Origin of the sequence: Paenibacillus sp. oral taxon 786 str. D14 (genome assembly GCF_000159955.1) — a bacterium.
Classification (GTDB): Bacteria; Bacillota; Bacilli; order Paenibacillales; family Paenibacillaceae; genus Fontibacillus; species Fontibacillus phoenicis.
On the sequence record NZ_GG695970.1, the window covers coordinates 498,938 to 521,884 of the forward strand.

Genomic DNA, 22,947 nt, shown 5'->3' on the forward strand with positions numbered 1-22,947 from the left:
CAGCTGCACATCAGTGCCTTCATAGCCGGCGAGTCCGCGCAGGACGGCCTGCTGTTCGGCTTCTACCGCCGTCATGATCAAAATTTGGGGATGAGGACGATTTAGCATCTATCAAGAACAACTCCTTGGTCCGTGGACAAATTCACTCTTCAAATTATAAAACTCTGCTTCGGGAAAACCAAGTCAGGTTTTGATCATAACCAGCCAGGCCAATGCCAAGCAAAAAGACCCGCCTTCGCCAATCGCGAAAACGGGCCTCCAACACTGGTCCGTTTTAAGCTCTTTGGTATTGAACCGGGCGCTCTAACGTCGTGTTCAGGGCTTTGGCAGCCTCGTACGCCCAATAAGGGTTGCGAAGCAGCTCGCGGCCTAACAGCACCAGATCTGCCCGCCCGTTGCCGAGAATTTCTTCCGCATGGGAAGGGTCCGTGATTAAACCAACGGCACCGGTGGCAACCTCAGCTTGGCGGCGGATTTGTTCCGCCAGGTTCACTTGATATCCCGGGAACGTTTGAATTTGTGCCGGAACCAACCCGCCAGAGCTGCAGTCAATCAGATCCACGCCTTGCGCTTTCATTCGGCGGGCATAGTTGATATATTGCTCCAGCGAATTGCCCTGCGGATCGTATTCATTCGCCGAGATCCGGACGAACAGCGGACCGGACCAAACCGAATTTACTGCCTCGATCACTTCGCTCAACAACCGGTAACGGTTATCGGCGTTTCCGCCGTATTCGTCTTCCCGATGGTTGGTCACCGGAGAAAGGAATTCGTTCAGCAAATACCCATGGGCCCCATGGATCTCAATGACGTCAAAACCGGCCTCCTTCGCGCGGCGTGCCCCGTCGCGGAAACCTTCCACAATCCGCCGGATATCCTCGGCATCCGCGGCCTTAGGCGTTTTTTTCTCCGGAAACGGAATGGCAGACGGCGCTAGAATCGTTTCCTCGAGCTCCGCTTTCCGTCCAGCATGGGCGAGTTGAATCCCAATTTTGGCGCCGTTACGATGCACAAGGTCAACGAGCTCCTTCAATCCGGAGATGTGTTCATCGCTCCAGATGCCAAGATCTCGATACGAAATCCGTCCTTCTGGTAAGACGGCCGTCGCTTCGACAAGGATCAAGCCAACGCCGCCAACGGCGCGGGACGCGTAGTGAACCCGGTGCCAATCCTCGACTTTTCCGTCTCGGTTGTGGGAAGAATATTGGCACATGGGGGACATGACGATCCGGTTTTTAAACGTAACCTGTTTGATCGTATACGGGGTAAATAGTTGGGCGCTCATTCTCTATCACTCCTTCTCTTGCTTTTAGAATGTTATGGAATAAACCTCAGTCAATATCCATGTTAGTCGATCGGATTACAACTTACAAGTACGCACAAAATTGTTCTATAGTATAGTTTTGTATACTTAAAATTATCGGTACTTCTTGACCCTGCAGCAGGAATCGGTTAAGATAGCTATCGAATTGTTCCCTAGGGTTCCGCGGCGGATACACCGGCCGGACTGGTCCAAGAGGGAACGCGCGGCACTTTATCATGTCGTGGACACGGAGGGACAAAAGCCCGGGAGATATCGTTTGTTGATATCTTTCGGGTTTTATTTTTTGCATAAAGGAGTGGGTCATGCAGCATGAAACGTGATTGGGGGTGGGTCGGCGTTGCCGGCTTATTTGAGATTGGATGGGTGATCGGCTTGAAGCACGCCGGGGATGCGCTCGGCTGGGGAGCGACGGCCGTTTGTATCGTGATGAGCATGTACTTACTGATCTTATCCGGACGGCGGCTTCCGATTGGCACGGTCTATGCCGTATTCACGGGCATCGGCACGGCAGGTACGGTGATCGCGGAGATGGCGTTGTTTGGGGAACCGTTCCGCTGGGCTAAGCTGCTGCTCATTTTGCTGTTGCTGGTCGGCGTTATCGGCTTGAAGCTGGTGACCGATGGAGAGAAGCAGACGGAAGGGGGAGCTTAACCGATGGATTGGATACTGCTTGTTTTTGCCGGATTTGGCGAGGTGCTGGGCGTGATCGGGATTAACAAAATCAACACCCGTAAGAGCCTAGGTGCGTATGCCTGGATGGCCGGCGGTTTTTTGCTCAGCTTCCTGTTTCTGACCTTGGCGATGCGAACCATTTCCATGGGGACGGCGTATGCGGTGTGGACGGGAATCGGTACAGCGGGAAGCGCGATCGCCGGGATGCTGCTCTATGGCGAATCCCGCGAGTGGCGGAGGCTGCTGTTTATTGCCTTTATTTTAGGCGCAGCCGTGGGTTTAAAGCTCATCAGCGAGTAAACGGAAGCTGCTTCGGGATGGGTTGGATTTACGTCTATTGGGGGCATATTAAGGGAGGTTCCATTCACACAGATGGTGATCGAAGGGTTGCAGAAGCAGTTTGCCTTATACGCCGAGAACTTCCCGGTTTGGGCGAGCAATCCAACGGCATGTTACAATATGTCGTTTGGACAGCCCTGTCGGACGAAGGCGTAGGCGCTTCGATCCAGCATTATAACCCTTTAATCGACGAGGAAATGCGGAAGGAATGGGGCGTACCGGAAAGCTGGAAGCTAATTGCGCAAATGCCGTTTGGCAACATTGAGGCTCCGGCTGGCGACAAGGAGTTTGGGCCGATTGACAACCGAATGAAGGTGTTCAATTAATACAAAAAGCGTTTGGCTCAACAGCCAGACGCTTTTTTTAGGGGACTCACCCCGCTGTGGAGGTCAGCCAGATGTCCTTAAAGTCCATCCAGCCGAGGTTGTTGATCGCAACACCGCGGATGGAAGGGTGGACATACGTGTTCAACATGCTGTGCACAAGAAAAGTAACCTGCGCTTCATCCTGCAGGCGATTTTCGATTTGCTGCAGCAACACCCGCCGTTTCTCCGGACTTCTGGACGCAAAAACTTCATCCACCATGCCGAACACCCAGCGGCTTAATTCCGGCGGCATATGCAAACGGATGTAGCTGTCTTCCTGCAAGAAGCTTTCCAACTCGCACACCTCATCCTCGGCGAAGACGAGGCATAACAGGACGGCATCGGCTTCCAGGGCAGCCGTTCTTGCCATATCACCTTTTTCATAATTCACAACCTCAACCGGAATTCCGATCGTATCGCATTGGAGTTTGATCCATTCGGCTTCCTCTCTATCGAGATAATGGGCTGCCAAGCGGATCGGCTCGCCGATATAACCTATTTCCTCCAGCAGTTGCCTTGCGGCGGCCGGATCGTGCCGATGAACCCCCAGCGTGGTTTCCTCGGTTGGCTGGAAGCTGCGTGCCGGATATCCGGATTTCCCCGTAGTTCGGATCAACCTAGGGCGGTCAATCACCAGGTTAATCGCCTGCCGAAACGCCAGCGATTGCTGCGGTCCAAGTCGGTTACGATTCCAGGAAATTAAGCTGCAGCCCCGTCTTAAGGTCTGGATTCGATTCCAATCGTCCCCGGCTTGGGCGGGAACCCGTGAATCGTTGACGATCAGTTGCTCCCATCTCAACTTGGAGGAATTCGGAATATCGTCGGGCAGAAAGACCAGGGTAACGCCGTCCAAATAAGGTCGACCGAGAAAATAACCCGCATGTACCTCAAGCTCCATCCGGTTCAAGCTCCAATGGGTAAGCCGGAACGGGCCAGTGCCGCTTGGAAACTGCCAAAATGCCGTTTCGTCCTTACTGAGTAAATCGGCAGGAAGGATGGAAGCACATGAGGAGCAGAACAGGCGGGGGAGCAGCCAATTTGGTTGATGCAACTGGAACACAACGGTTCGCGCATCCAGCGCCTCGATCCGGTCTACGCTCGACACCAACCAGCGGTTGGTTGAGACTTCCCGCAGCCGAGAAAAGGTGAAAACGACGTCCTCGGCGGTGAGCTCTTTTCCATGATGAAAACGCACGCCTTTACGCAAATGGAACGTCCATGCCGTACCGGTCTCATCATGATCCCAATGATGGGCGATCATGCCGGTCACTTGACCCTTCGTCTGATCGTATTGTACCAGCCGATCGAAGATTTGCCGAACGAGATGGGAATCCAAGTCGTAAATCAGCTTGGCCGGATCTAACGTAAGCGGAGCTTTATACACCGGCAGGCGGAAGATGTCCCGGCAGCTTTGACCTGCGGCGAGCTGTCGTTCCGCTCCAAACTGGTCATTCAGCCACTGAATGAACCGTTCCCGCGCATGGATATCGCCTTCGTACTGATGAAGGAATTCGAAGGCCAAGCGGTATTCCCCTTTTTCCGCTAGCCTTTGGGCCAGGTCGATCAAGAAATTTTCCCGGTTCACCCGAAATACCAAACGGGAACGATGCCCGCGCCCTCGGCCCGGCGACCAGTCGATCAGACCTTCCTCCTGCAGCTTGCGGATCACCAGCTTGGCGTTCCGCTCCGTACAATGAAACAGCTTCGTTAAATCCTCCAGCGCGACCTCAACTTCGCGAGGCTCTGCCGAATCGCCGCTTCCCTCCGCATAATGATTCAGCAGCGCCAAATAACGCTCTGCGGTTAACACGATCACACACCTCCATGCCCCCGTCCTCCTTGCAAACGCAAAAGGGGAAATGACTTTGGAATAGTATACTCTTTTTCTTCCTGCTTTTGAAGCAGATAATGGAAATAAGCAGAGGGGCGGTCGTTACCAGCCCCGGAAGCAAGGAGGTTATCCCATGAATTATCAAGATTTTTACGTAAGTGAACGGGAGATTAAAGAGTTCCATCAGTCGTTGAAAAGACCCGGCAACCCTAACTGCTTTGAAGGGATGACCGTTCCCAAGCGATCGGTGAAAAAACGGAAAAAAGCGAACGGCATGGGTAAGGTACTGCGGTCGATCCTGAATATGTTTTATTGATTCCTTACGAGGAAAATGCCCGCATCACGTGATGCAGGCATTTTTTTTTATATTAGGAGGTCTGTTCAGCGAGGACTTCTTTAAATTGCTCGGTTAACAAGGGAACGATTTCGAACAGATCGCCAACGATGCCGTAGTCGGCTACCTTGAAGATCGGCGCTTCAGGGTCTTTGTTAATGGCAATGATGATCCGCGATTGGCTCATGCCGGCCAGATGCTGAATCGCGCCGCTAATCCCGCAGGCGATATAAATTTCCGGTGTGACGACCTTTCCGGTTTGGCCGATTTGCAGCGCATAGTCGCAGTACCCGGCATCACACGCACCGCGCGAAGCGCCGACGGCGCCGCCGAGGGTGTCCGCCAGTTCTTCCAGCACTTTAAAGCCGTCGGCGCTTTTCACGCCGCGTCCTCCGGATACGACGATCTTCGCTTCGGTGAGATCGACCTTGCCGGACACTTTGCGCACCACATCCTTGAGGATCGTGTGCAGCGTTGCAGGCGGGGTAAACTCCAACGGAACGAGCGTCCCTGAGGCAGCGGCTGGGGCTGCAGGGGGGAAGTTGTTTGGACGGATGGTCACGATGCCGCTGCCGTCTGCCAGTTCTTTTTGCTCAAAGGCTTTCCCGGCATAAATTGGACGCGTAAATACAACACTGTCGCCGTCCTTGGTGAGGGCGGTAACGTCAGAAATTTGCCCGCAATCAAGCCAGGCAGCCAGCTGAGGTGCGAGATCGCGGCCGATGGCTGTATGTCCAAGCAGGATGAGTCTCGGTTCGTCCGGCAGCACGGCCAGGGCTTGCAGTATCGCTTCAAAGGCCAGCTCCGGCTGATAAGCATGGAGTTCGGCATGATCCAAGACCAGCACCTGGCCCTCCACATGACGGCTCAGCTCGGCTGCGGCATCATCCAGCTGATGACCCAGCAGCACCGCCGCAAGTCGGTCGCTTTCGCCCCGCAGCGCATTCGCGACGTGAAGCGCTTCCAAAGAGACTTGGCGAAGCTTACCATCCTTCGTTTCGACGATCACCACGTACGTTTTGCTCATGATTAACGCCTCCTTCGGGTTAAATGACTTTCGCTTCAGAGCGCAGCAGTCGAACCAATTCCGCTGCCTGTTCGCTAGGTGCACCGGCGAGCAGCTTGCCAGCTTGGCGGGCCGGCGGCAGGGAGAGGCCAAGCCGTCGTGTTTTGGGGGCGATGTCGGTTTCGTTCAGTCCAAGATCGGAGAGGGCCAATTCGCGGAACGGTTTCTTCTTTGCTCTCATAATTCCGGGGAGCGACGGATAGCGTGGTTCGTTTAAGCCTTGCTGGGCCGTGAAAACAGCGGGTAACGCCACCTCCAATGTTTCAGCGTCGCCTTCCGCATCCCGTACGGCGGTTGCCCGATCTCCGTTTACGGTCAGCTTCGTAATCGACGAGACGTGGGGGAGCGAGAGCAGCTTGGCAAGCCGCACGGCGACTTGACCGGCTCCGTTGTCCACGGAGAAGTTGCCGCCCAGGATAAGGTCATAGTTCAGCGTTTGCAGGTAGGCGGCGAGCAGGCGGGAGATGCCGTATTCGTCCGTATCGATCGTCTCTGTGGCGATCCGTACCGCTTCATCAGCGCCCATCGCCAGGGCGGTGCGCAGCGCTTCGGCCGCTCTTTCCGGCCCTGCCGACACGACCGTCACCGTGCCGCCATGGGCTTCCTTCAGGCGCAGCGCTTCCTCAACCGCATATTCGTCGTAAGGGTTAATGACGAACTTAACGCCGTCCTCACCAATCTTACCATCGGTGATGACGATTTTTTCCTCCGTATCGAAGGTTTGTTTCAGGATTACAACGACATGCATGCGGGCCAACTCCTTTCAAGAATGTTCTGCCTCAAGTTCATGCTAACGCTTGCCAGCGCACTTATTTGGGCGACAAGGAGTGAATTTCACTTCTAACGCTGATCAGTAACGCTAATGGCACGATTTGAGGGGGATATTCCTCAAAAACCAGCAAATAAGCGCTGTGACAAGCGTTATATGATGCAGATTCCGATTTTGCCTCTGATAAGGTCGATCACAAGCGTTAGCGCAGAGCCGATAGGTGGGGTGTTGCTCAGAAATAAGGGCTCACTTCTTCATCGCACGCAGGAAAAAGTCTACCGTGTTCTCCACTTGAGCGGATAGAGAGTACTTCATACCAGAGATCAGCCAGGAGGTCACGACCTCGTCCAAGGCTCCAAAGATCAGCTGACGGGATAGCTTGGTGTCCAGGTTGGTGCGAAACGAGCCTTCCTCAATCCCTCTCTTCAAGATATGCTCGATGAGCGTGATGTAGGGCTTCACCGCAAGGCCGATTGCCTTGCGCAGTTCGAGGGAGCTTTGCCGCAGCTCGATTTGCGTCACGTACGCAAAATTTACGTTCTGCTCCAGATGGGTGAAGTGAATTTCGCACACTTTACGCAGCGCTTCTTCGGCTGTGCTCGTTTCACGGATGTTCTGATGGAACAGATCAACAAGCTTGCCCAGCCGATCCTGGAAGAGGGAGATCAGGATATCCTCTTTATTTTTGAAATATAAATAAATTGTGCCGTCTGCGACTCCAGCCTCTTTTGCGATTTTTGAGACCTGGGAGCCGTGGAACCCGTTCTCCGCAATGACTTTTTCCGCTGCATCCAAGATCATTTCAAATTTTTCCTGTTTCCTACTTGTCATCGAGCCACCTCAATGCTAAAATTTAAAACAACTGAATGAACCGTCATTCATTTTCTTAATCTTAGGGGAAGAACTCACCGATTGTCAAGGGACGTTCCTTAAGATTTTCATTTAACTCCATGTTGTAAACGTTTACCCTGTTGACTTGTACGAGGGCCAACCTCAATCGTGCTAGGAACTCATCACTCATTAACACTTTGACCCCAGTAATTCAGCTTTATCTCCATTTCGGCTATGACTGTTGTGAAATCAATGAACCCCTTAGTCCTGCCAGAACCAGCATTCCCGCACACATTGACACACTTTATCGATCAGCGATCTCTTTCCACAAAAAGAATTGTTCGAAGGAGGGACGCATATTCATGGTTACGTTTTGGCTTACGCTAAACGCTTTGCTGTTTGCCGCCGTTACGGGATATGCCATATTCGTTTTCTATCAGGCTGTAGTCCGTCGTTACCTATATCTGCGGCTTGGCCGGCCGTTCGACTTCCGTGCTAGGCACGGGGGAGCCCAAGGCGAATTCTGGTCGCAAGTGCTCGGGCAGAAGAAGCTGATGAAGGATCGCAAAAGCGGGTTGATGCACGTTGTTGTGTTTTACGGGTTTATCGTGTTGCAGTTTGGGGCGATTGATCTGATCGTCAAAGGGCTGTCGCGAGGCGGTCATCTGCCGTTGCCTGCATACGAGCTGTTCGGCTGGTTCCAAGAGTTTACCGCGCTCGCGATTCTCATCGCGATGGGGTACGCCGCATACCGCCGTTATATCGAGAAGCTGCCGCGACTCAAAAAGGGTTGGAAACCCGGAATCGTTGTAATTTTCATCTATGCGTTGATGGTATCCGTTCTGCTGTCATTAGGGTTCGAACGTGTATGGATGGGGCTGGAGTTTTCATGGTACGCCCCGGTCTCGTCAGCCATTGCTGCAGTATTCACTTGGTTGCCTGAAGCTGTTGCAGAAGCTGTATTTTACGTATTCTGGTGGCTGCATTTATTGATCCTGCTTTCTTTTCTCGTATACATCCCTCAATCGAAGCACTTCCATCTCATCACAGCACCGATCAACATCTGGCTGCGCCGGCGGGAACCGCATGGACGGCTGCAGAGCCTGAACCTTGAAGACGAAGAAGCCGAGAGCTTCGGGGTTGGCTGCATTGAGGATTTCACGCAAAAGCAAATGCTCGACTTCTACGCCTGCGTGGAATGCGGTCGCTGCACCAGCGTCTGCCCGGCGGCAAGCACCGGCAAAACGCTGTCGCCGATGCATCTGATCACGAAGCTGCGCGATCATCTCACCGAGAAAGGCGCCGCCGTTACAGGCAAATCGCCGTGGGTGCCGGCGAATGTGTTTGGCTCTGACGGCGTCCACGCGGTGGCAGCAGGTGCGGCGCATGCGGCACCGGACTGGGGCCGCGCATCGGGCATCACCGACATCCGCCCGACGCTGGATTGGCAAAAGGCGGCTTGGCAACCGGCTGCCCAAGGTAAAGCGGCAACCGATCTTGAACTAATCGGCGACGTCATGACCGAAGAAGAAATTTGGGCCTGCACGACTTGCCGGAATTGCGAGGATCAATGTCCGGTGGGGAACGAGCACGTCGACAAAATTGTGGACCTGCGCCGTCATCTTGTCCTGATGCAGGGCAGCGTCCCTGCGGAAGGCCAACGGGCGATGCAGAACATCGAGCGCCAAGGCAATCCTTGGGGGATCAGCCGCAACGACCGCGCAGCCTGGACCGGCGAGTTGGAGGGTATTCCTGTGCCGACGGTAAAGGATAATCCGTCCTTTGAGTATTTGTATTTCGTTGGCTCGATGGGCTCTTACGATCTGCGCAGCCGTAAAGTCACGCGGGCGTTTGTCCGGCTGTTACACGAAGCGGGCGTTAACTTCGCGATCCTTGGCAACGAGGAGCGCAATTCCGGGGATACGCCGCGCCGGATGGGCAATGAGTTCTTGTTCCAACAGCTATGCCATGAAAACATTGCAACGTTCCAACGGTATGGGGTGCGCAAAATCGTTACCGCTTGCCCGCATACATTTAATACGTTGAAAAACGAATATCCCGAATTCGGTCTGGAGGGGGTGGAAGTGCAGCACCATACACAGCTACTGGAGCAGCTGATCCGTGAGGGACGGTTGAAGCCGACCCACCAGGTCAACGAACGGGTTACCTATCACGATTCTTGTTATCTTGGGCGGTATAACGGGGTCTATGATGCGCCGCGCGAGGTCCTGCGGGCCGTGCCCGGCGTGGAGCTGGTTGAGATGGCCCGCTCCCGGGAGAACGGGATGTGCTGTGGCGCCGGCGGCGGGCTGATGTGGATGGAGGAAACCGCCGGCAAACGGATCAACTTGGCCCGCACCGAGCAAGCGTTGGAGGTACATCCGAGCATGATCAGCAGCGCCTGCCCGTATTGCCTGACGATGCTGGAAGACGGCACCAAGCTTAAGGAAGTGGAAGGCCAGGTAAAGGCGCGGGACATTGCCGAAATTTTGGCGTTGTCCGTGTTCGGCGAGCAGGCGGCGGATCCGGTCCCCGCATTATCTCAATGAATTTTTAAGGTCATAGGAGGTAGATCAAATGAACAAACCGATCCGAAAAGCAGCCGTTATCGGCTCTGGTATCATGGGCTCCGGCATCGCTGCCCAACTGGCGAATGCGGGCATCTCCTGCCTGCTGCTCGACATCGTCCCGCAACGGTTAAGCGACGCGGAGATGGCCGCTGGGCTGACGCTCGACCATCCGTTCGTGCGCAATCGCTTAGCGACGTCGGCGATCGCCGGTCTGTCCAAGACGAAACCCGCGCCGTTATATGACAACGCTTTCGCGGAGCGAATCACACCCGGCAATCTGGAGGATCATTTGCACCTGATTGCTGACGTGGATTGGGTGATCGAGGTCGTCGTCGAAAACCTCGCCATCAAGCAGCAACTGCTCGCCCAGGTAGAGCGCCACTGGAAGCCGGGGACGATCGTCAGTTCCAATACGTCGGGGATCTCGATCAACGCGATGGCGGAAGGGCGGTCCGAGGAATTCGGGAGACATTTTCTCGGCACACATTTCTTTAATCCGCCGCGGTATATGAAGCTGCTGGAGATCATCCCGGGGCAATCGACCGATCCGGAGCTGGTTCAAGGCTTAAGCCGCTTCTGCGAGCAAAAGCTGGGCAAAACGGTCGTTCTGGCCAAGGATACGCCAAATTTCATCGCCAACCGAATCGGCACCTATGGCCTGCTCGTGACGCTACGCGAGATGGCGGAGAAGGGGTACACCGTCGAAGAGGTGGATGCGGTGACCGGCCCGGCGATGGGCCGACCGAAAAGCGCCACCTTCCGCACCTTGGATCTGGTCGGCCTGGACACGTTCCTGCATGTGGCCGACAACGTATATGCGAACGTATCGGATGAAGCGGAGAAGCAGGTGTTTGCCGCTCCGTCATCGCTGAAGGACATGGTATCGCGAGGCTGGCTCGGCGAGAAAAGCGGGCAGGGCTTTTACCGCAAAATCAAAGGGGAGAAGGGCAGCGAAATTCTGTCCTTAAACCTGCAGACAATGGAGTACGCACCGCAGCGCAAAGTGACGTCCGCTTCCTTGGAAGCCGCCAAGCTGGCGAAAGGGGCGGCCGCCAAAACGAAGGCGCTGCTTGGCACGCAAGACCGCTACTCCCAGCTGGCATGGGATGTACTGAAGCAGGTGCTGATTTATTCCGCCGCCAAGCTGGGTGAAATTGCGGATAACATCCGCGAAATCGACGAAGCGATGAAATGGGGCTTTAACTGGGAACTGGGGCCGTTTGAAACGTGGGATGCCATCGGCCTGGTGCGTACCGTTGAGAAGATGGAGGCGGAAGGGCTGACGGTACCGGCCTGGGTCAAGGACTGGATTGCTGAGGGAAATACCTCGTTCTACAAAAAAGACGGTGGCTCTCTATTCCAAGCCGCAGTTGGAGGATACGCGCCAGTAGCGCTGCCGCCGGAACAGATCTCGCTTCGCGACTTGAAGGCGCAGAATCGAGTGGTGCGCAGCAACAGCGGCGCCAGCCTGATCGACCTTGGCGACGGCGTAGCTTGCTTGGAGTTCCATTCACCGAACAATGCGATCGGCGCGGATATTTTGCAGATGATCTTGCAGAGCATGGATGAGGTGCGGGACAACTTCGAAGGGCTGGTCATTGCCAACCAGGGCCGCAATTTTTGCGTTGGCGCCAACCTGATGTTGCTGCTCATGGAGGCACAGGACGAGGAATGGGATGAAATCGACGACATTATTCGTCTGTTCCAGAACACGATGTACCGGCTGAAACGGTTTGAAAAGCCGGTCATTGCGGCGCCGCACCGCATGACGCTGGGCGGCGGTGTGGAGGCGTGCATGCCGGCAGATCAGGTCATCGCCGCCGCTGAAACGTATTACGGACTCGTCGAGGTGGGCGTTGGCCTGATCCCGGCGGGCGGTGGCTGCAAGGAATTGGCATTGCGAGCCAGCCAGCAGGCAATGTTGGCTGAGGCTGATTTGCAGCCATACATCAACCACTACTTCCAAACGGTTGGGACGGCTACCGTATCCAGCAGCGGTCATGACGCCAAACGGCTGGGGCTGTTGAAGTCCACCGATCGGGTGGTGTTAAATCCCGATCAGTTGATTTACGAAGCGAAGCAGGCCGTCTTGAAGCTGGCGGGAAGCGGATATGAGCCGATTCCCGAGACGAAATTCCGCGTCGTTGGCTCCGAAGGCAAAGCGGTTCTGCAGCTTGGCGCACTCGGCATGCACGAAGGCGGTTATATCAGCGATCACGATCTGCTGATCGCCAACAAGCTCGCCCATGTGCTCGCTGGAGGCGACGTGCCCGCCGGGACGCTGGTGACCGAGCAATATATGCTCGACCTGGAGCGCGAGGCATTCCTGAGCTTATGCGGCGAACCCAAGACGCAGCAACGCATGCAGCACATGCTGAGCAAAGGCAAACCGCTACGGAACTAAACGAAGGGGAGGATGAGTTCAGATGAAGGAAGCTGTGATTGTATCCGCGGCCCGAACCGCAGTGGGCAGAGCCAAGAAAGGCAGTCTGGTCCAAACCCGCGCCGATGATTTAGGCAAAATCGTGCTGGAAGCCGCGATTGAGCGTGCACCCGGTCTGAGCAAAGGGGATGTTGAGGACATCATCATTGGCTGCGCCATGCCGGAGGGGGAGCAGGGGCTTAACTTTGCACGCATCATGGCGCTCTACGCCGGGTTTCCGGTGACGGTGCCTGCCATTACCATCAATCGCTTCTGTTCTTCGGGTTTGCAGGCGATTGCCTTTGCGGCGGAGCGGATCATGCTGGGTCAGGCCGATGTGTTGATCGCCGGCGGCGTGGAAAGCATGAGCCATGTGCCAATGACCGGGTTCAAGGTGTCGCCGAACCCGCGGATCGTCGCTGAAATGCCGGAGGTCTACATCGCGATGGGCCATACGGCGGAACGCGTTGCCGAACGTTTTGGCATCTCCCGGGAAGATCAGGACCGGTTCGCTTTGGCATCGCATCAGAAAGCCGCTCAAGCCATCGCCGAAGGCAAGTTCAAGGAGGAGATCGTCCCGTTTGAGGCGGAGCTGCGCAGCTTGGATGAGCGCGGGAAGGTCAAAGTGAAGCGCTTTGTGTTTGACACTGACGAAAGTGTCCGCAGCGATACGACCCTTGAAGCTTTAGCGAAGCTGAAACCCAGCTTTAAGCAAGGGGGAACCGTGACGGCAGGGAACTCCTCGCCGATGAACGATGGGGCGGCAGCGGTCGTCGTCATGAGCCGGGAGAAGGCCGATGCGTTAGGGCTTCAACCGCTGGCAACGTTCCGCGCGTTTGCGGTGGCCGGCGTGGAGCCGGAGTTGATGGGCGTAGGTCCGGTCAAGGCGATTCCGAAGGCGCTGGCGGCTGCAGGGATCACGCTGGACGATGTGGATCTGTTTGAGATCAACGAAGCATTCGCCTCTCAATGCATACACGTGATTCGCGAGTTGGGTCTGGATGAGAACAAAGTGAACGTCAATGGCGGCGCGATTGCCCTCGGACATCCGCTGGGCTGCACCGGGACGAAGCTGTCGATCTCCCTGATTCACGAACTGCACCGACGGGGCGGCAGGTACGGTGTCGTGTCGATGTGTATTGGCGGCGGTATGGGCGCGGCCGGCGTTTTTGAAGTTCACCCTTGAATCCATTTGAATGAAGGAGAGGATCGCATGAGCAACGAAACGAAGGAAAAAATCGTAGGCGGAAGCTTTGTCTTTACCGATGTAGATTACCGTCAGGTTGTGACCCCGGAGGATTTCAGCGAGGAGCATCGCATGATCGGCGAGACGACGGAGGAATTCGTCCGATCGGAAATCCTACCGCGGGACGAAGAGATCGAGCATTTGAACTATGAGCTGACCGCCGATTTGCTGCGCAAAGCGGGCGAAGTAGGGCTGCTCGGCGCTGACGTGCCGGAGGCTTACGGCGGCATGGGGCTAGACAAAGTCAGCACAACGTTAATCAGCGAAAAGCTGACGAAAGCTTCCTCATTTGCCCTCTCAGCCGGAGCTCATGTCGGAATCGGGACGCTGCCCATCGTGTTTTTCGGAACCGATGCCCAGAAACGCAAATACTTGCCGAAGCTGGCGACAGGGGAACTACTCGCGGCGTATTGCTTGACCGAACCTTCCTCGGGCTCCGATGCGCTGGGGGCCAAGACGACCGCGGTGTTGTCGGAGGATGGGACGCATTATGTGTTAAACGGGACGAAACAATTTATTACGAACGCCGGCTTTGCGGATATTTTCATTGTGTACGCCAAGGTGAACGGCACCGATTTCAGCACGTTTATCGTTGAACGGAGCATGGAAGGGGTGAGCATCGGACCGGAGGAGAAGAAGATGGGGATCAAAGGCTCCTCCACCTGCCCTCTGATCCTTGAAGACGTGAAAGTGCCGGTCGAAAATCTGCTGTGGGAAGTGGGCAAAGGCCACTTGATCGCCTTCAACATCCTGAATATCGGACGCTTCAAATTGGCGGCAGGATGTCTTGGTTCCTCCAAGGATGCAATCGAATATGCGGCAAAATACGCCAATGAACGTACCCAATTCGGGCAAAAGATCTCGTCCTTCCCGCTCATCGGCAAAAAGCTGGCGGAGATGAATACGCGTACGTTCGTGCTGGAAAGTATGGTCTATCGTACAGCCGGCCTGTTTGACGTCGGATTAGCCGATGTCGATTACAGCAGCGCGGATGTGGGCTACCAATCGGCGAAGCAAATCGCCGAATACCAACTGGAATGCTCCATCAACAAAGTGTTTGGCTCGGAGGTGCTGGATTTCGTTGCGGACGAAGGCGTGCAAATCCATGGCGGCTACGGGTTTACACAGGAATATCGAATTGAGCGGATTTATCGCGACTCGCGGATCAACCGGATTTTTGAAGGCACCAATGAAATTAATCGTCTCCTGATTCCCGGCGCGCTGGTTAAACGGGCGATGAAGGGCGAGCTCCCCCTGCTGCAGGCGGCGCAAAAGCTGCAAGCGGAGCTGATGGAGCCGATCCCAAGCCGCACTTTCGAAGGCACGTTGGAGGAGGAGGCCTACCTGCTGTCCATGGCCAAGAAGATTTTCCTGATGGTGGGTGCCCAAGCGGTGCAAAAATATCAGCTCAAGCTGGAGCGGGAGCAGGAAGTGCTCAGTCATTTGGCGGATATGATGATCGCCATCTATGCCATGGAAAGCGCGTTGCTCCGCACGAAGAAGCGCATTGCGCAAGCTGGTGAAGACAAGGCAGCACTCTATATCGCTATGACGAAGGTGTTCATTCAAGAGGAATTTGGCAAGATCGAAGCTTTGGCGAAGGAAACGCTAAGTTATATGGAGACAGGGGATATGCTGCGCACGCAACTCTCCATCCTGAAAAAATTGACAAAGCGGTCAGCCCTGAATACGCTGTCATTAAAACGGCAAATTGCCGCCGAGGTGATCCGGGCGGAGAAATACGTTTTGTAAAATTGCGAGGTTGGGAGGCAAGGCGTATGTCGAGTAAACCTTGGCTGAAGTTCTACCCTGCTGAAGTACCACCGACCTATGATTATCCGAAGCAAAATCTCGCCCACTTTTTAGAAGTTTCCGCTGCTCGTTTCCCCGAAGTGACAGCTCTGGAGTTCATGGGAAAAAAGATCAATTACCGTACTCTGCTGAAACAGTCGTACCAATTTGCGAATGCCCTGCGAAAGCTGGGCATTCGCAAGGGGGACCGGGTGGCTATTATGCTGCCGAATTGCCCGCAGGCGGTGATCGCCTATTACGGGACACTGCTCATGGGCGGAATCGCCGTCATGACGAATCCGCTTTATATGCCCAGGGAGCTGGAGCATCAGCTCACCGATGCGGGCGCACGCGTGATGGTGACGTTAGACCCGCTCGTGGAGCGGGTAAGGACAGCGACAAAGCTGCATCCGATGGAATATATCATCGCAACATCGATTAAGGACTATTTGCCTTTCCCCAAAAACATGCTGTATCCGATCAAAGCCAAAAAAGACGGCATGCTGGCTCATTTAAACTATAATGATCGCTTAATCGCCTTTCCGGCCTTTCTTGCCAGCGGCAGCTCTGAGCCCTGCCATGTGGAAGTGGATTCTGAACAGGATTTAGCGTTATTGCAATACACCGGCGGGACCACGGGCTTTGCCAAAGGGGTCATGCTGACGCACATGAATCTGGTGGCCAATACGATTCAAAACCAGCTCTGGTTTTACCGTGCTAGGCCGGCGAAGGAGAAGTATTTGGCGGCGCTCCCTTTTTTCCATGTGTTTGGCATGACGGTGCTGTTAAATCAATCGGTTTCTTTAGGTGGGACTCTGCTGCTCATGCCTCGTTTTGAAATTAATCAGGTGCTGCAGACGATCCATCTCAAGAAACCGACCGTATTTCCCGGCGCGCCAACGATGTACGTTGCGATTATTAATCACAAGGACGTAGCGGGGTACGATTTATCCTCGATTAATGTATGCGTCAGCGGTGCGGCTTCGTTGCCGCTTGAGGTCCAAACCCGGTTTGAGGAATTAACCGGCGGCAAGCTGATCGAGGGCTACGGATTGACCGAAGCGTCACCGGTCACGCATGCCAACAACATCTGGGGGATGCGGAAAACCGGATCGATCGGCATTCCGTTTCCCGATACCGATGCGATGATCGTGCAGCCGGATACGCTGGAGGAGGTACCAGTTGGTGAAATCGGCGAGCTTGCCGTGCGGGGGCCCCAGGTGATGCGGGGGTACTGGAACCGTCCGGAGGAAACGTACAAGACGCTGCGCGACGGCTGGCTGCTCACCGGTGATTTGGGGCGGATGGATGAAGACGGGTTCTTCTACATTTTGGATCGGCGCAAAGATTTGATCATTGCCGGAGGATATAACATTTATCCTCGTGAGGTCGAGGAGGTGTTGTTTGAGCATCCGGACGTGGAGGAGGCGATCGTGGCTGGTATCTTCGATCGATATCGCGGCGAGACGGTCAAAGCGTATATCGTCCTGAAAGAAGGTGCAACACCGGACGAGGAAGGCATCAAACGCTGGTGCAAGGAGAAGCTCGCTGCCTATAAAGTGCCGAAAGTTTACGAATTTCGGGATAGTCTTCCGAAAACGTTGGCCGGCAAAGTGCTGCGCCGTAGGCTCGTGGAGGAGGAAGCGGAGCGTCAGAATCCGCCTCAAGCGAAAGAGAAGTAACCGTTGATGCGCCTAACCCGATACAGGATAGGGGGGCTGAGTCAGCGGGATGAACGGAGGTTATCTAAAATGAAAGCGGATTCAGAAGAGCTGCAGCAACGTTTGGCGTTGTGGAATCAGGCGGCGATTGGCTCATTTGTAGATTATCTCGGCTGCCAAGTGGTCGAAGCGAATGAGCAGCGGGTTGTGATACGCCTTCAGATTCAGCCGCATCATTTGAACTTGATCGGCATCGTCCATGGCGGTGTCCACGCGACGATGATCGATTCGGCGATGGGACTGCTGGCGATGATCGCCAAACCGGAAGCCAGTGTGGTGACAACCAATTTGAACCTGAATTACGTCACCAAAGCCGTAAAGGGGTCGATCACCGTGACCGCCGAACTGGTTCACGTATCGCACAAATCGGTCACCACGATGGCCTATGCCCGTCTGGATCAAGGCGAAATCTGTGCATTTGGAACAGGAACGTTCCGCGTGACCTGACGGCTTGGGTGGATACCTGCGCAGGGAGTCCTCTTAACGCATATGGTGAATAAACACAAGGCATATGCGTTAGGAGGAGCCTATGAATATTTTGATGGTAGCGCCCGAGCAGATTCCGGTTCCCGGTAACGGCTCGGTAGAGATCAGCATGCTGGCCATCGCCAAGCAATTGGCTTTGAATCATCGAGTTACGCTGATCAGCAGAAAGGCCCGAAACTTGCCCAACGTAAGCCGGATGGGGAACTTAACGATCGTCCGCTTAAGCAGCGGAAGTTCCAGCAAGTATATTGCATCCGTTTTGCGTTACTTAAAAGGGAGACGTTATGACCTGATTCAGGTCGATAATCGTCCGCATTATATGGCTAAGATCAAGGCGGCGTTTCCCCATACTCCGGTCACGCTGTTCCTGCATTCGCTTACGTTTGTGAAACCCACCTCCAAAGTGAACGAAAGTCTGGGCCGAGCCGACTTGATCATTGCCAACAGCGAATCGCTTAAAGCGAATTTAGCCGCGCGTTTCCCAAGGCATGCGGGGAAACTCCGCAAGGTGCATCTAGGTGTAGACACCGCTCGGTTTAGCCCGGCAGGCGGACAAAGCGGGCGTTCCGGCACTTTTCGCGTCTTGTTCGCAGGTCGGGTGATTCCACGAAAAGGTGTTCCGGTTCTGATCCGGGCCATCAGTCGTGTACGCAAGGAATATGGGGCGGTAAGCTTGACCGTTGTTGGCGGCGGCAAACCGGGGTACTTACGGGAACTCAAGCGTTTGGCAAGGGCGAAGGGTGTGCCGGTCAAATTTACCGGTAAAATTCCACATCGTTCCATTCATCGCAAGTTCCGGCAGGCCGATCTGTTTGCGTGCCCTTCCCAGGAGCATGAAGCGTTTGGTCTGGTGAATTTGGAAGCGATGGCATCCGGACTTCCCGTCGTCGCATCCAATATCGGCGGGATTGGAGAGATCGTCAAACATGGTTCGAATGGCTACCTGGTGGATGCCTACCGCAACCCCGAAGAGCATGCGAAGTGGATTCTGAAGCTGGCTCGGGATCGGGAGCTGACCGCTAGAATGTCCAGACAAGCGCGGAAGGACGCTGTGGAGAAGTTCGGATGGAAGCAAACCGCCAAGAAGCTGATCGGGATCTACCGGCAGTTTGGTTCATAAACCCTACCCAATCAAAAACGGACGAGAGGATGCCCTATGGGCAAGCCTCCGTCCGTTTATCATTTTTATTTACGCTTGTATTTGCCATAAGCGCGGGCATATTTCATGATCGTGCGGAAGATGCTCTTGGCCTTCAGCTTACGGAAGATGAACGGATCCGGCGCGGTATTTACCTCTAGAATCCAAGGCCGAAGCTTCTGGTCAATCGCCACATCTACGCCGATTTCGCGAAGACCGGGGAAGCTCTTCTTTAAGTGATTGGCAATGTCCTCCCCAAAGTTTCCCAGCATGCTGGTATAAGACTTGAGCCGCGATCCCTTCAAATAAGGAGAGAGCAGCTTTTCTACCGACACAAGCTTCCCATCGTTGTGATAATTGGTGACGATCTTCTTCGGATGGGCCAGTCTGCCAATCATGCCGGTCGTCTTCCAAACCTTCTGCGGGGTACGCTGCACCATGACACGCAGGTCGAAGCGGCGCTGATCGTATTTGAGCAGCTCAATGCCTTGCTGAACGAGATAACGACCTTTCAGCTTATGTTTTCGAATCGAGCGATAGAGTTCATCCACCGAATTATGAGTTCTAATCTTCTTGTCAAGTTGGTATTGGTAGATCCCGTGTCTGGAGTGAGGTTTATATTCGACCCGCATGACGCCTTTTCCCCAAGTGCCGTTCACTGGTTTGACGTAGACCATCTGATATCTCATCAGCATACTATGCAAATTCTCTTTATTAAAGCGATGCGTTTCGGGGAGATAGCTCCGTAATGTTTTGCTTTGCATCAACGCTTCATTTTTTTTAAGCTTGCTTGTGATATGACGCGGGTGACGGGCAGTTTTCATGAATACTGTTCCCCTTTGAGATGTTTTTATGGTAATGTATTCCGCCTTCATGGAAAAGGGAAAGATGATCACCTACCCGCCCTGAAAATAGACAGAAGATTGACCTCAATTAGTTTGTTAGCATATAATTGTCGTGACAACTATTAAAGCAGGTGTGACTCAAAGTGACAAGTGACCACTCACGGAGCGAGCTGGCCGTCGGATTTATCATGGGTGTGGCCTATCGGAAAATCTCTGCCTTACTGCAGCATCGGCTGAAGGATTATGACATTACGCCGGAGCAATGGTCCGTGCTTCATCAGATCTATCAGTCGGATGGCTTAATTCAGAAAGAAATCGCGGATCGAAGCGGAAAGGACAAGCCAACGACCACCCGAATTATCGATTTGCTGGAAAGCAAGGGACTTGTTCGCAAGCAAGCGGGGAAGCGCGATCGAAGATCGTTCCTCGTGTTCAGCACGGAGCGGGGAAAAGAGCTGATCCGCGAAACCTTGCCCATAGAACGGAGTGTGACCGAAGAGGTCAAGCGGATCATGGATGCGGAGGAATACGAGAAGCTCATGGAGCTGCTCCAGCGAATTAATCGGCATTTCAGCGATCCAATGCAAAGTATAACATCCAAGTAGATTAGAGGCGAAGAAATGAATTTATACAAAGAATCTGACCGATTATGGACGAGATCGTTTATATCATTAACGATCTCTGCTTTTTTGTTGTTTTTGAATTTGCAAATGCTGTTATCTTCTCTTTCGTCCTATGCCAAAAACGAACTTGCGGCCAGCGATTTGGAGGTCAGTCTCGTGACCAGCATATTCGCCGTATCCGCGATCCTGACCCGTTTTCTCGCGGCGGCGATGCTGCGGAAATTTTCACCTAATGTTCTGCTGTTCGCCGGCTTGATCATTGCGGCAATCATGACCGAGTTAAATGATTGGGTGGGTTCGGTTGGAGGTTTGCTGCTGGTGCGGGCCGGGTATGGGTTTGGCTTTGGGATCGGCAGCACGATATTGCCTACGCTGGTGTCACGGATCATTCCGCCATCCCGTATGGGGGAAGGCATCGGATATTTCGGCTTGTCCAGCAGCTTGGCCATGTCGATCGGCCCAATGATCGGCTTAAATTTGCTGCAGAAGTTCGGTTTTGGTACATTGACCTTGTCGGGGACAATGGCCGTCTTGGTGGTGATCCCGCTGTTGCTGCTCACCCGGGCACTTCCGAGGAGTAATAATTTGAAGTTAACTGAAATGAAGACGACGCCGGGAGCCGGCGACTCGACCCCTAAGCGTCGTGCGCCGTTTAACCGTAAACTCCTGTTTCCGGCTTTTCTTAATACGTTATTGTCGATTACATACAGCGGATTGTTAAGCTTTATCGCTTTATTCGGCGAATTTCTTCACCTTGAACAGGTGGGGTTATTCTTCTTGTTTAATGCGGTGACTGTAATCATCATACGTCCGATCTCCGGCAGGATCTTTGATGCGAAGGGCCATGTGGCCGTCTTGATCCCGGCTGCGCTGCTTGTTGTCGCGAGCATGGTTGTCTTGTCGTTCACCCAGTCGTTGCCGATGCTGATTGTTTCGGCGCTGCTGTACGGACTTGGCTTCGGGGCGACCCAGCCCACGCTGCAGGCTTGGATGCTGCGAACCAGCACACCGGAGCAATATGGAGTAGCGAACAGCATGTTTTTTAATACTACGGATTTTGGCGTCGCCATTGGTGCAATCATTCTAGGGGCTATCGCATCTGCCACGGATTATGCGGTGATGTACCGTTATTCAGCCGGGGTCATGGGGTTGTTCCTGGTCGTTTACGTTGCGTCGCATTTTTTGGTGAATAAGCGGTTTTCCACGAAGAATTATCCGGCAGATCGCGCTGCGGGTTCCGCCTCTGAGGCGAAAGCAAGCAGTACGAACTAAGGCAGCGGCTATTTCCCTTTGCGCGTTAACTCGGACAAGCGATCCCACTGTTCTTCCGTCACCTCGGCAAGATCGTTAAATTGTCCGGCCCCGCGCAGCCATTCACCGCCGTCAATCGTGACCACCTCACCGTTGATATAGCCGGCGGCATCCGAGACGAGGAAGGCGGCTAAGTCCGCCAGCTCTTCGGGGCGGCCGGTTCTCCCGAGTGGCACGCGTCCCAGCATTTTTGCCTCCAGCTCCGGTGTAGGGGAGAGGCGGGACCAGGCACCTTCCGTTGGAAACGGCCCGGGAGCGATCGCCACCTGACGGATCCCGTGAGGTGCCCACTCGACGGCTAGTGAGCGGGTCAGAGCGAGAACGCCAGCCTTGGCCGCGGCGGAGGGAACGACGTATCCCGATCCGGTCGAAGCGTAGGTCGTGACAATGTTCAGCATCGTTCCGGGCAACCGCTGTTCAATCCAACGTTTTCCTACCTCTAATGTCATGTAAAATGTACCGTGCAGCACGATGCCCAGCACCGCATTGACGGCATTGGGAGACAGACGTTCTGTCGGGCTGATAAAATTGCCGGCAGCGTTGTTGACAAGCACATCGATCCGTCCGAAATGACGCCAAACGGCATCTACGCAGTTATGGACTTGCCCGGGATCGCGAACATCACAGCGTTGCGGGAATACCTCACTGCCGTCAGCGGAGGATAGTTCTTCAGCAGCTTTTTCCAATACGTCTTCACGTCGACCGCAGATGGCGACCTTAGCGCCGAGCTGCAAAAACCGACTGGCCATGGCCCGTCCTAACCCCGTACCGCCACCGGTGATCAGGATGACCTTATCCTTCAATAAATCTTTTGCGAACGCTTCCATCTATTCACGCTCCCAGATTTCAAATCAACCTCTGTATCATGATATTCGCGCTTAAGGTTCATTATCCTGTAGCCTGGGAACGCTGATGGACAATAAAATATCCGCAGCGGCCCCATAAGGAGCCCTGCGGATGGATCAACGAAAGAGGAAGGTTATTTCGTGGAATCCGTATCAGTGAACGGCACCGGTTTGGCCACCCATTCATCGGCCTCCGGCTCGATGTCGACTCCATTCTCAATCTTCTTTTTCTCGGCCAACGAATCCCCTTGTTCATTTAATTTGTTGCGCAGTTTGGCCTCATCGCGGGCTTGTTGATTCTGATGTTCCATACTGATCCTCCTTAAGTCATTCTCTCGGTAGTAGTCATTACCTTCCATAGGGTATCCCGATCCCCGTGTTTTCATGTTTCAGACCCGTAGAATTTAGTTTATATTTA

Annotated in this window: 20 protein-coding genes, 1 pseudogene and 1 riboswitch; of the genes and pseudogenes, 13 read left to right on the top strand and 8 right to left on the bottom strand. The window is 54.2% G+C overall.

Annotated elements, in window-relative coordinates; all coding sequences use genetic code 11:
- Positions 1 to 274: 274 nt before the first annotated feature.
- Positions 275 to 1,285 carry an NADPH dehydrogenase NamA gene (gene namA, locus POTG_RS02385; RefSeq protein WP_009223194.1) on the bottom strand — a complete coding sequence of 337 codons (1,011 nt, stop codon included), beginning with the start codon at positions 1,283 to 1,285 and terminating at the stop codon, positions 275 to 277.
- Between the two features lie 180 nt (positions 1,286 to 1,465).
- A riboswitch (guanidine-I (ykkC/yxkD leader) is annotated at positions 1,466 to 1,575 on the top strand.
- A gap of 58 nt (positions 1,576 to 1,633) precedes the next feature.
- Here namA and POTG_RS02390 point away from each other — a divergent pair.
- The 3 genes and pseudogenes from POTG_RS02390 to POTG_RS02400 all read left to right on the top strand — a co-directional run.
- Positions 1,634 to 1,975 carry a DMT family transporter gene (locus POTG_RS02390; protein WP_009223195.1) on the top strand — a complete coding sequence of 114 codons (342 nt, stop codon included), beginning with the start codon at positions 1,634 to 1,636 and terminating at the stop codon, positions 1,973 to 1,975.
- Between the two features lie 3 nt (positions 1,976 to 1,978).
- The gene (locus POTG_RS02395; RefSeq protein WP_009223196.1) at positions 1,979 to 2,296 is read left to right on the top strand and encodes a DMT family transporter; all 318 of its coding nucleotides are present in this window, start codon (positions 1,979 to 1,981) and stop codon (positions 2,294 to 2,296) included.
- Positions 2,297 to 2,371: 75 nt separating this feature from the next.
- Positions 2,372 to 2,661, top strand: a pseudogene (locus POTG_RS02400) (nitroreductase family protein); the annotation flags it as partial.
- A 46-nt stretch (positions 2,662 to 2,707) separates the two neighbouring features.
- On the opposite strand, the gene POTG_RS02405 reads toward POTG_RS02400, so the two are convergent.
- The gene (locus POTG_RS02405; protein WP_009223198.1) at positions 2,708 to 4,510 is read right to left on the bottom strand and encodes an SgrR family transcriptional regulator; all 1,803 of its coding nucleotides are present in this window, start codon (positions 4,508 to 4,510) and stop codon (positions 2,708 to 2,710) included.
- A 154-nt stretch (positions 4,511 to 4,664) separates the two neighbouring features.
- Here POTG_RS02405 and POTG_RS02410 point away from each other — a divergent pair, with 154 nt between their 5' ends.
- Positions 4,665 to 4,847 carry a hypothetical protein gene (locus POTG_RS02410; RefSeq protein ID WP_009223199.1) on the top strand — a complete coding sequence of 61 codons (183 nt, stop codon included), beginning with the start codon at positions 4,665 to 4,667 and terminating at the stop codon, positions 4,845 to 4,847.
- Positions 4,848 to 4,899: 52 nt separating this feature from the next.
- Here POTG_RS02410 and POTG_RS02415 read toward each other — a convergent pair whose 3' ends face one another.
- The 3 genes from POTG_RS02415 to POTG_RS02425 all read right to left on the bottom strand — a co-directional run bounded on the left by POTG_RS02415 (position 4,900) and on the right by POTG_RS02425 (position 7,531).
- Positions 4,900 to 5,892 carry an electron transfer flavoprotein subunit alpha/FixB family protein gene (locus POTG_RS02415; RefSeq protein ID WP_009223200.1) on the bottom strand — a complete coding sequence of 331 codons (993 nt, stop codon included), beginning with the start codon at positions 5,890 to 5,892 and terminating at the stop codon, positions 4,900 to 4,902.
- Positions 5,893 to 5,911: 19 nt separating this feature from the next.
- Positions 5,912 to 6,679: an electron transfer flavoprotein subunit beta/FixA family protein gene (locus POTG_RS02420; protein ID WP_009223201.1), complete on the bottom strand. Its 768-nt coding sequence runs from the start codon at positions 6,677 to 6,679 to the stop codon at positions 5,912 to 5,914.
- A gap of 267 nt (positions 6,680 to 6,946) precedes the next feature.
- Positions 6,947 to 7,531 (bottom strand): TetR/AcrR family transcriptional regulator, encoded by a 585-nt coding sequence (locus POTG_RS02425; protein ID WP_009223202.1) that lies wholly within the window; start codon positions 7,529 to 7,531, stop codon positions 6,947 to 6,949.
- 362 nt (positions 7,532 to 7,893) lie between these two features.
- On the opposite strand from POTG_RS02425, the gene POTG_RS02430 reads away from it, so the two are divergent.
- The 7 genes from POTG_RS02430 (at position 7,894) to POTG_RS02460 (ending at position 18,887) form a co-directional block, all read left to right on the top strand.
- Positions 7,894 to 10,080 carry a (Fe-S)-binding protein gene (locus tag POTG_RS02430; protein WP_009223203.1) on the top strand — a complete coding sequence of 729 codons (2,187 nt, stop codon included), beginning with the start codon at positions 7,894 to 7,896 and terminating at the stop codon, positions 10,078 to 10,080.
- Between the two features lie 28 nt (positions 10,081 to 10,108).
- The gene (locus tag POTG_RS02435; RefSeq protein ID WP_009223204.1) at positions 10,109 to 12,505 is read left to right on the top strand and encodes a 3-hydroxyacyl-CoA dehydrogenase/enoyl-CoA hydratase family protein; all 2,397 of its coding nucleotides are present in this window, start codon (positions 10,109 to 10,111) and stop codon (positions 12,503 to 12,505) included.
- A 22-nt stretch (positions 12,506 to 12,527) separates the two neighbouring features.
- Positions 12,528 to 13,709 carry an acetyl-CoA C-acyltransferase gene (locus POTG_RS02440; RefSeq protein WP_009223205.1) on the top strand — a complete coding sequence of 394 codons (1,182 nt, stop codon included), beginning with the start codon at positions 12,528 to 12,530 and terminating at the stop codon, positions 13,707 to 13,709.
- A 27-nt stretch (positions 13,710 to 13,736) separates the two neighbouring features.
- A complete protein-coding gene (locus tag POTG_RS02445) occupies positions 13,737 to 15,521 on the top strand; it encodes an acyl-CoA dehydrogenase family protein (protein WP_009223206.1) in 1,785 nt (594 codons plus the stop codon).
- Between the two features lie 26 nt (positions 15,522 to 15,547).
- A complete protein-coding gene (locus tag POTG_RS02450; protein WP_009223207.1) occupies positions 15,548 to 17,242 on the top strand; it encodes a long-chain-fatty-acid--CoA ligase in 1,695 nt (564 codons plus the stop codon).
- Positions 17,243 to 17,311: 69 nt separating this feature from the next.
- A complete protein-coding gene (locus POTG_RS02455; RefSeq protein WP_050769664.1) occupies positions 17,312 to 17,728 on the top strand; it encodes a PaaI family thioesterase in 417 nt (138 codons plus the stop codon).
- Positions 17,729 to 17,810: 82 nt separating this feature from the next.
- A complete protein-coding gene (locus POTG_RS02460; RefSeq protein WP_009223209.1) occupies positions 17,811 to 18,887 on the top strand; it encodes a glycosyltransferase family 4 protein in 1,077 nt (358 codons plus the stop codon).
- Positions 18,888 to 18,952: 65 nt separating this feature from the next.
- On the opposite strand, the gene POTG_RS02465 is transcribed toward POTG_RS02460, so the two are convergent.
- Positions 18,953 to 19,729: a YheC/YheD family protein gene (locus POTG_RS02465; RefSeq protein WP_036643804.1), complete on the bottom strand. Its 777-nt coding sequence runs from the start codon at positions 19,727 to 19,729 to the stop codon at positions 18,953 to 18,955.
- Positions 19,730 to 19,893: 164 nt separating this feature from the next.
- Between POTG_RS02465 and POTG_RS02470 the strand changes: the two genes are divergently transcribed.
- Together POTG_RS02470 and POTG_RS02475 are read left to right on the top strand one after the other, a co-directional pair.
- Positions 19,894 to 20,355, top strand: a complete 462-nt coding sequence (locus POTG_RS02470; protein ID WP_009223211.1) for a MarR family winged helix-turn-helix transcriptional regulator — start codon at positions 19,894 to 19,896, stop codon at positions 20,353 to 20,355.
- Positions 20,356 to 20,370: 15 nt separating this feature from the next.
- Complete coding sequence (locus POTG_RS02475; RefSeq protein WP_009223212.1) at positions 20,371 to 21,645, top strand: MFS transporter; 1,275 nt, start codon at positions 20,371 to 20,373, stop codon at positions 21,643 to 21,645.
- Positions 21,646 to 21,653: 8 nt separating this feature from the next.
- On the opposite strand, the gene POTG_RS02480 is transcribed toward POTG_RS02475, so the two are convergent.
- Complete coding sequence (locus POTG_RS02480) at positions 21,654 to 22,511, bottom strand: SDR family oxidoreductase (RefSeq protein ID WP_009223213.1); 858 nt, start codon at positions 22,509 to 22,511, stop codon at positions 21,654 to 21,656.
- 152 nt (positions 22,512 to 22,663) lie between these two features.
- Positions 22,664 to 22,840 carry a hypothetical protein gene (locus POTG_RS24185; protein WP_198136138.1) on the bottom strand — a complete coding sequence of 59 codons (177 nt, stop codon included), beginning with the start codon at positions 22,838 to 22,840 and terminating at the stop codon, positions 22,664 to 22,666.
- Positions 22,841 to 22,947 lie beyond the last annotated feature (107 nt).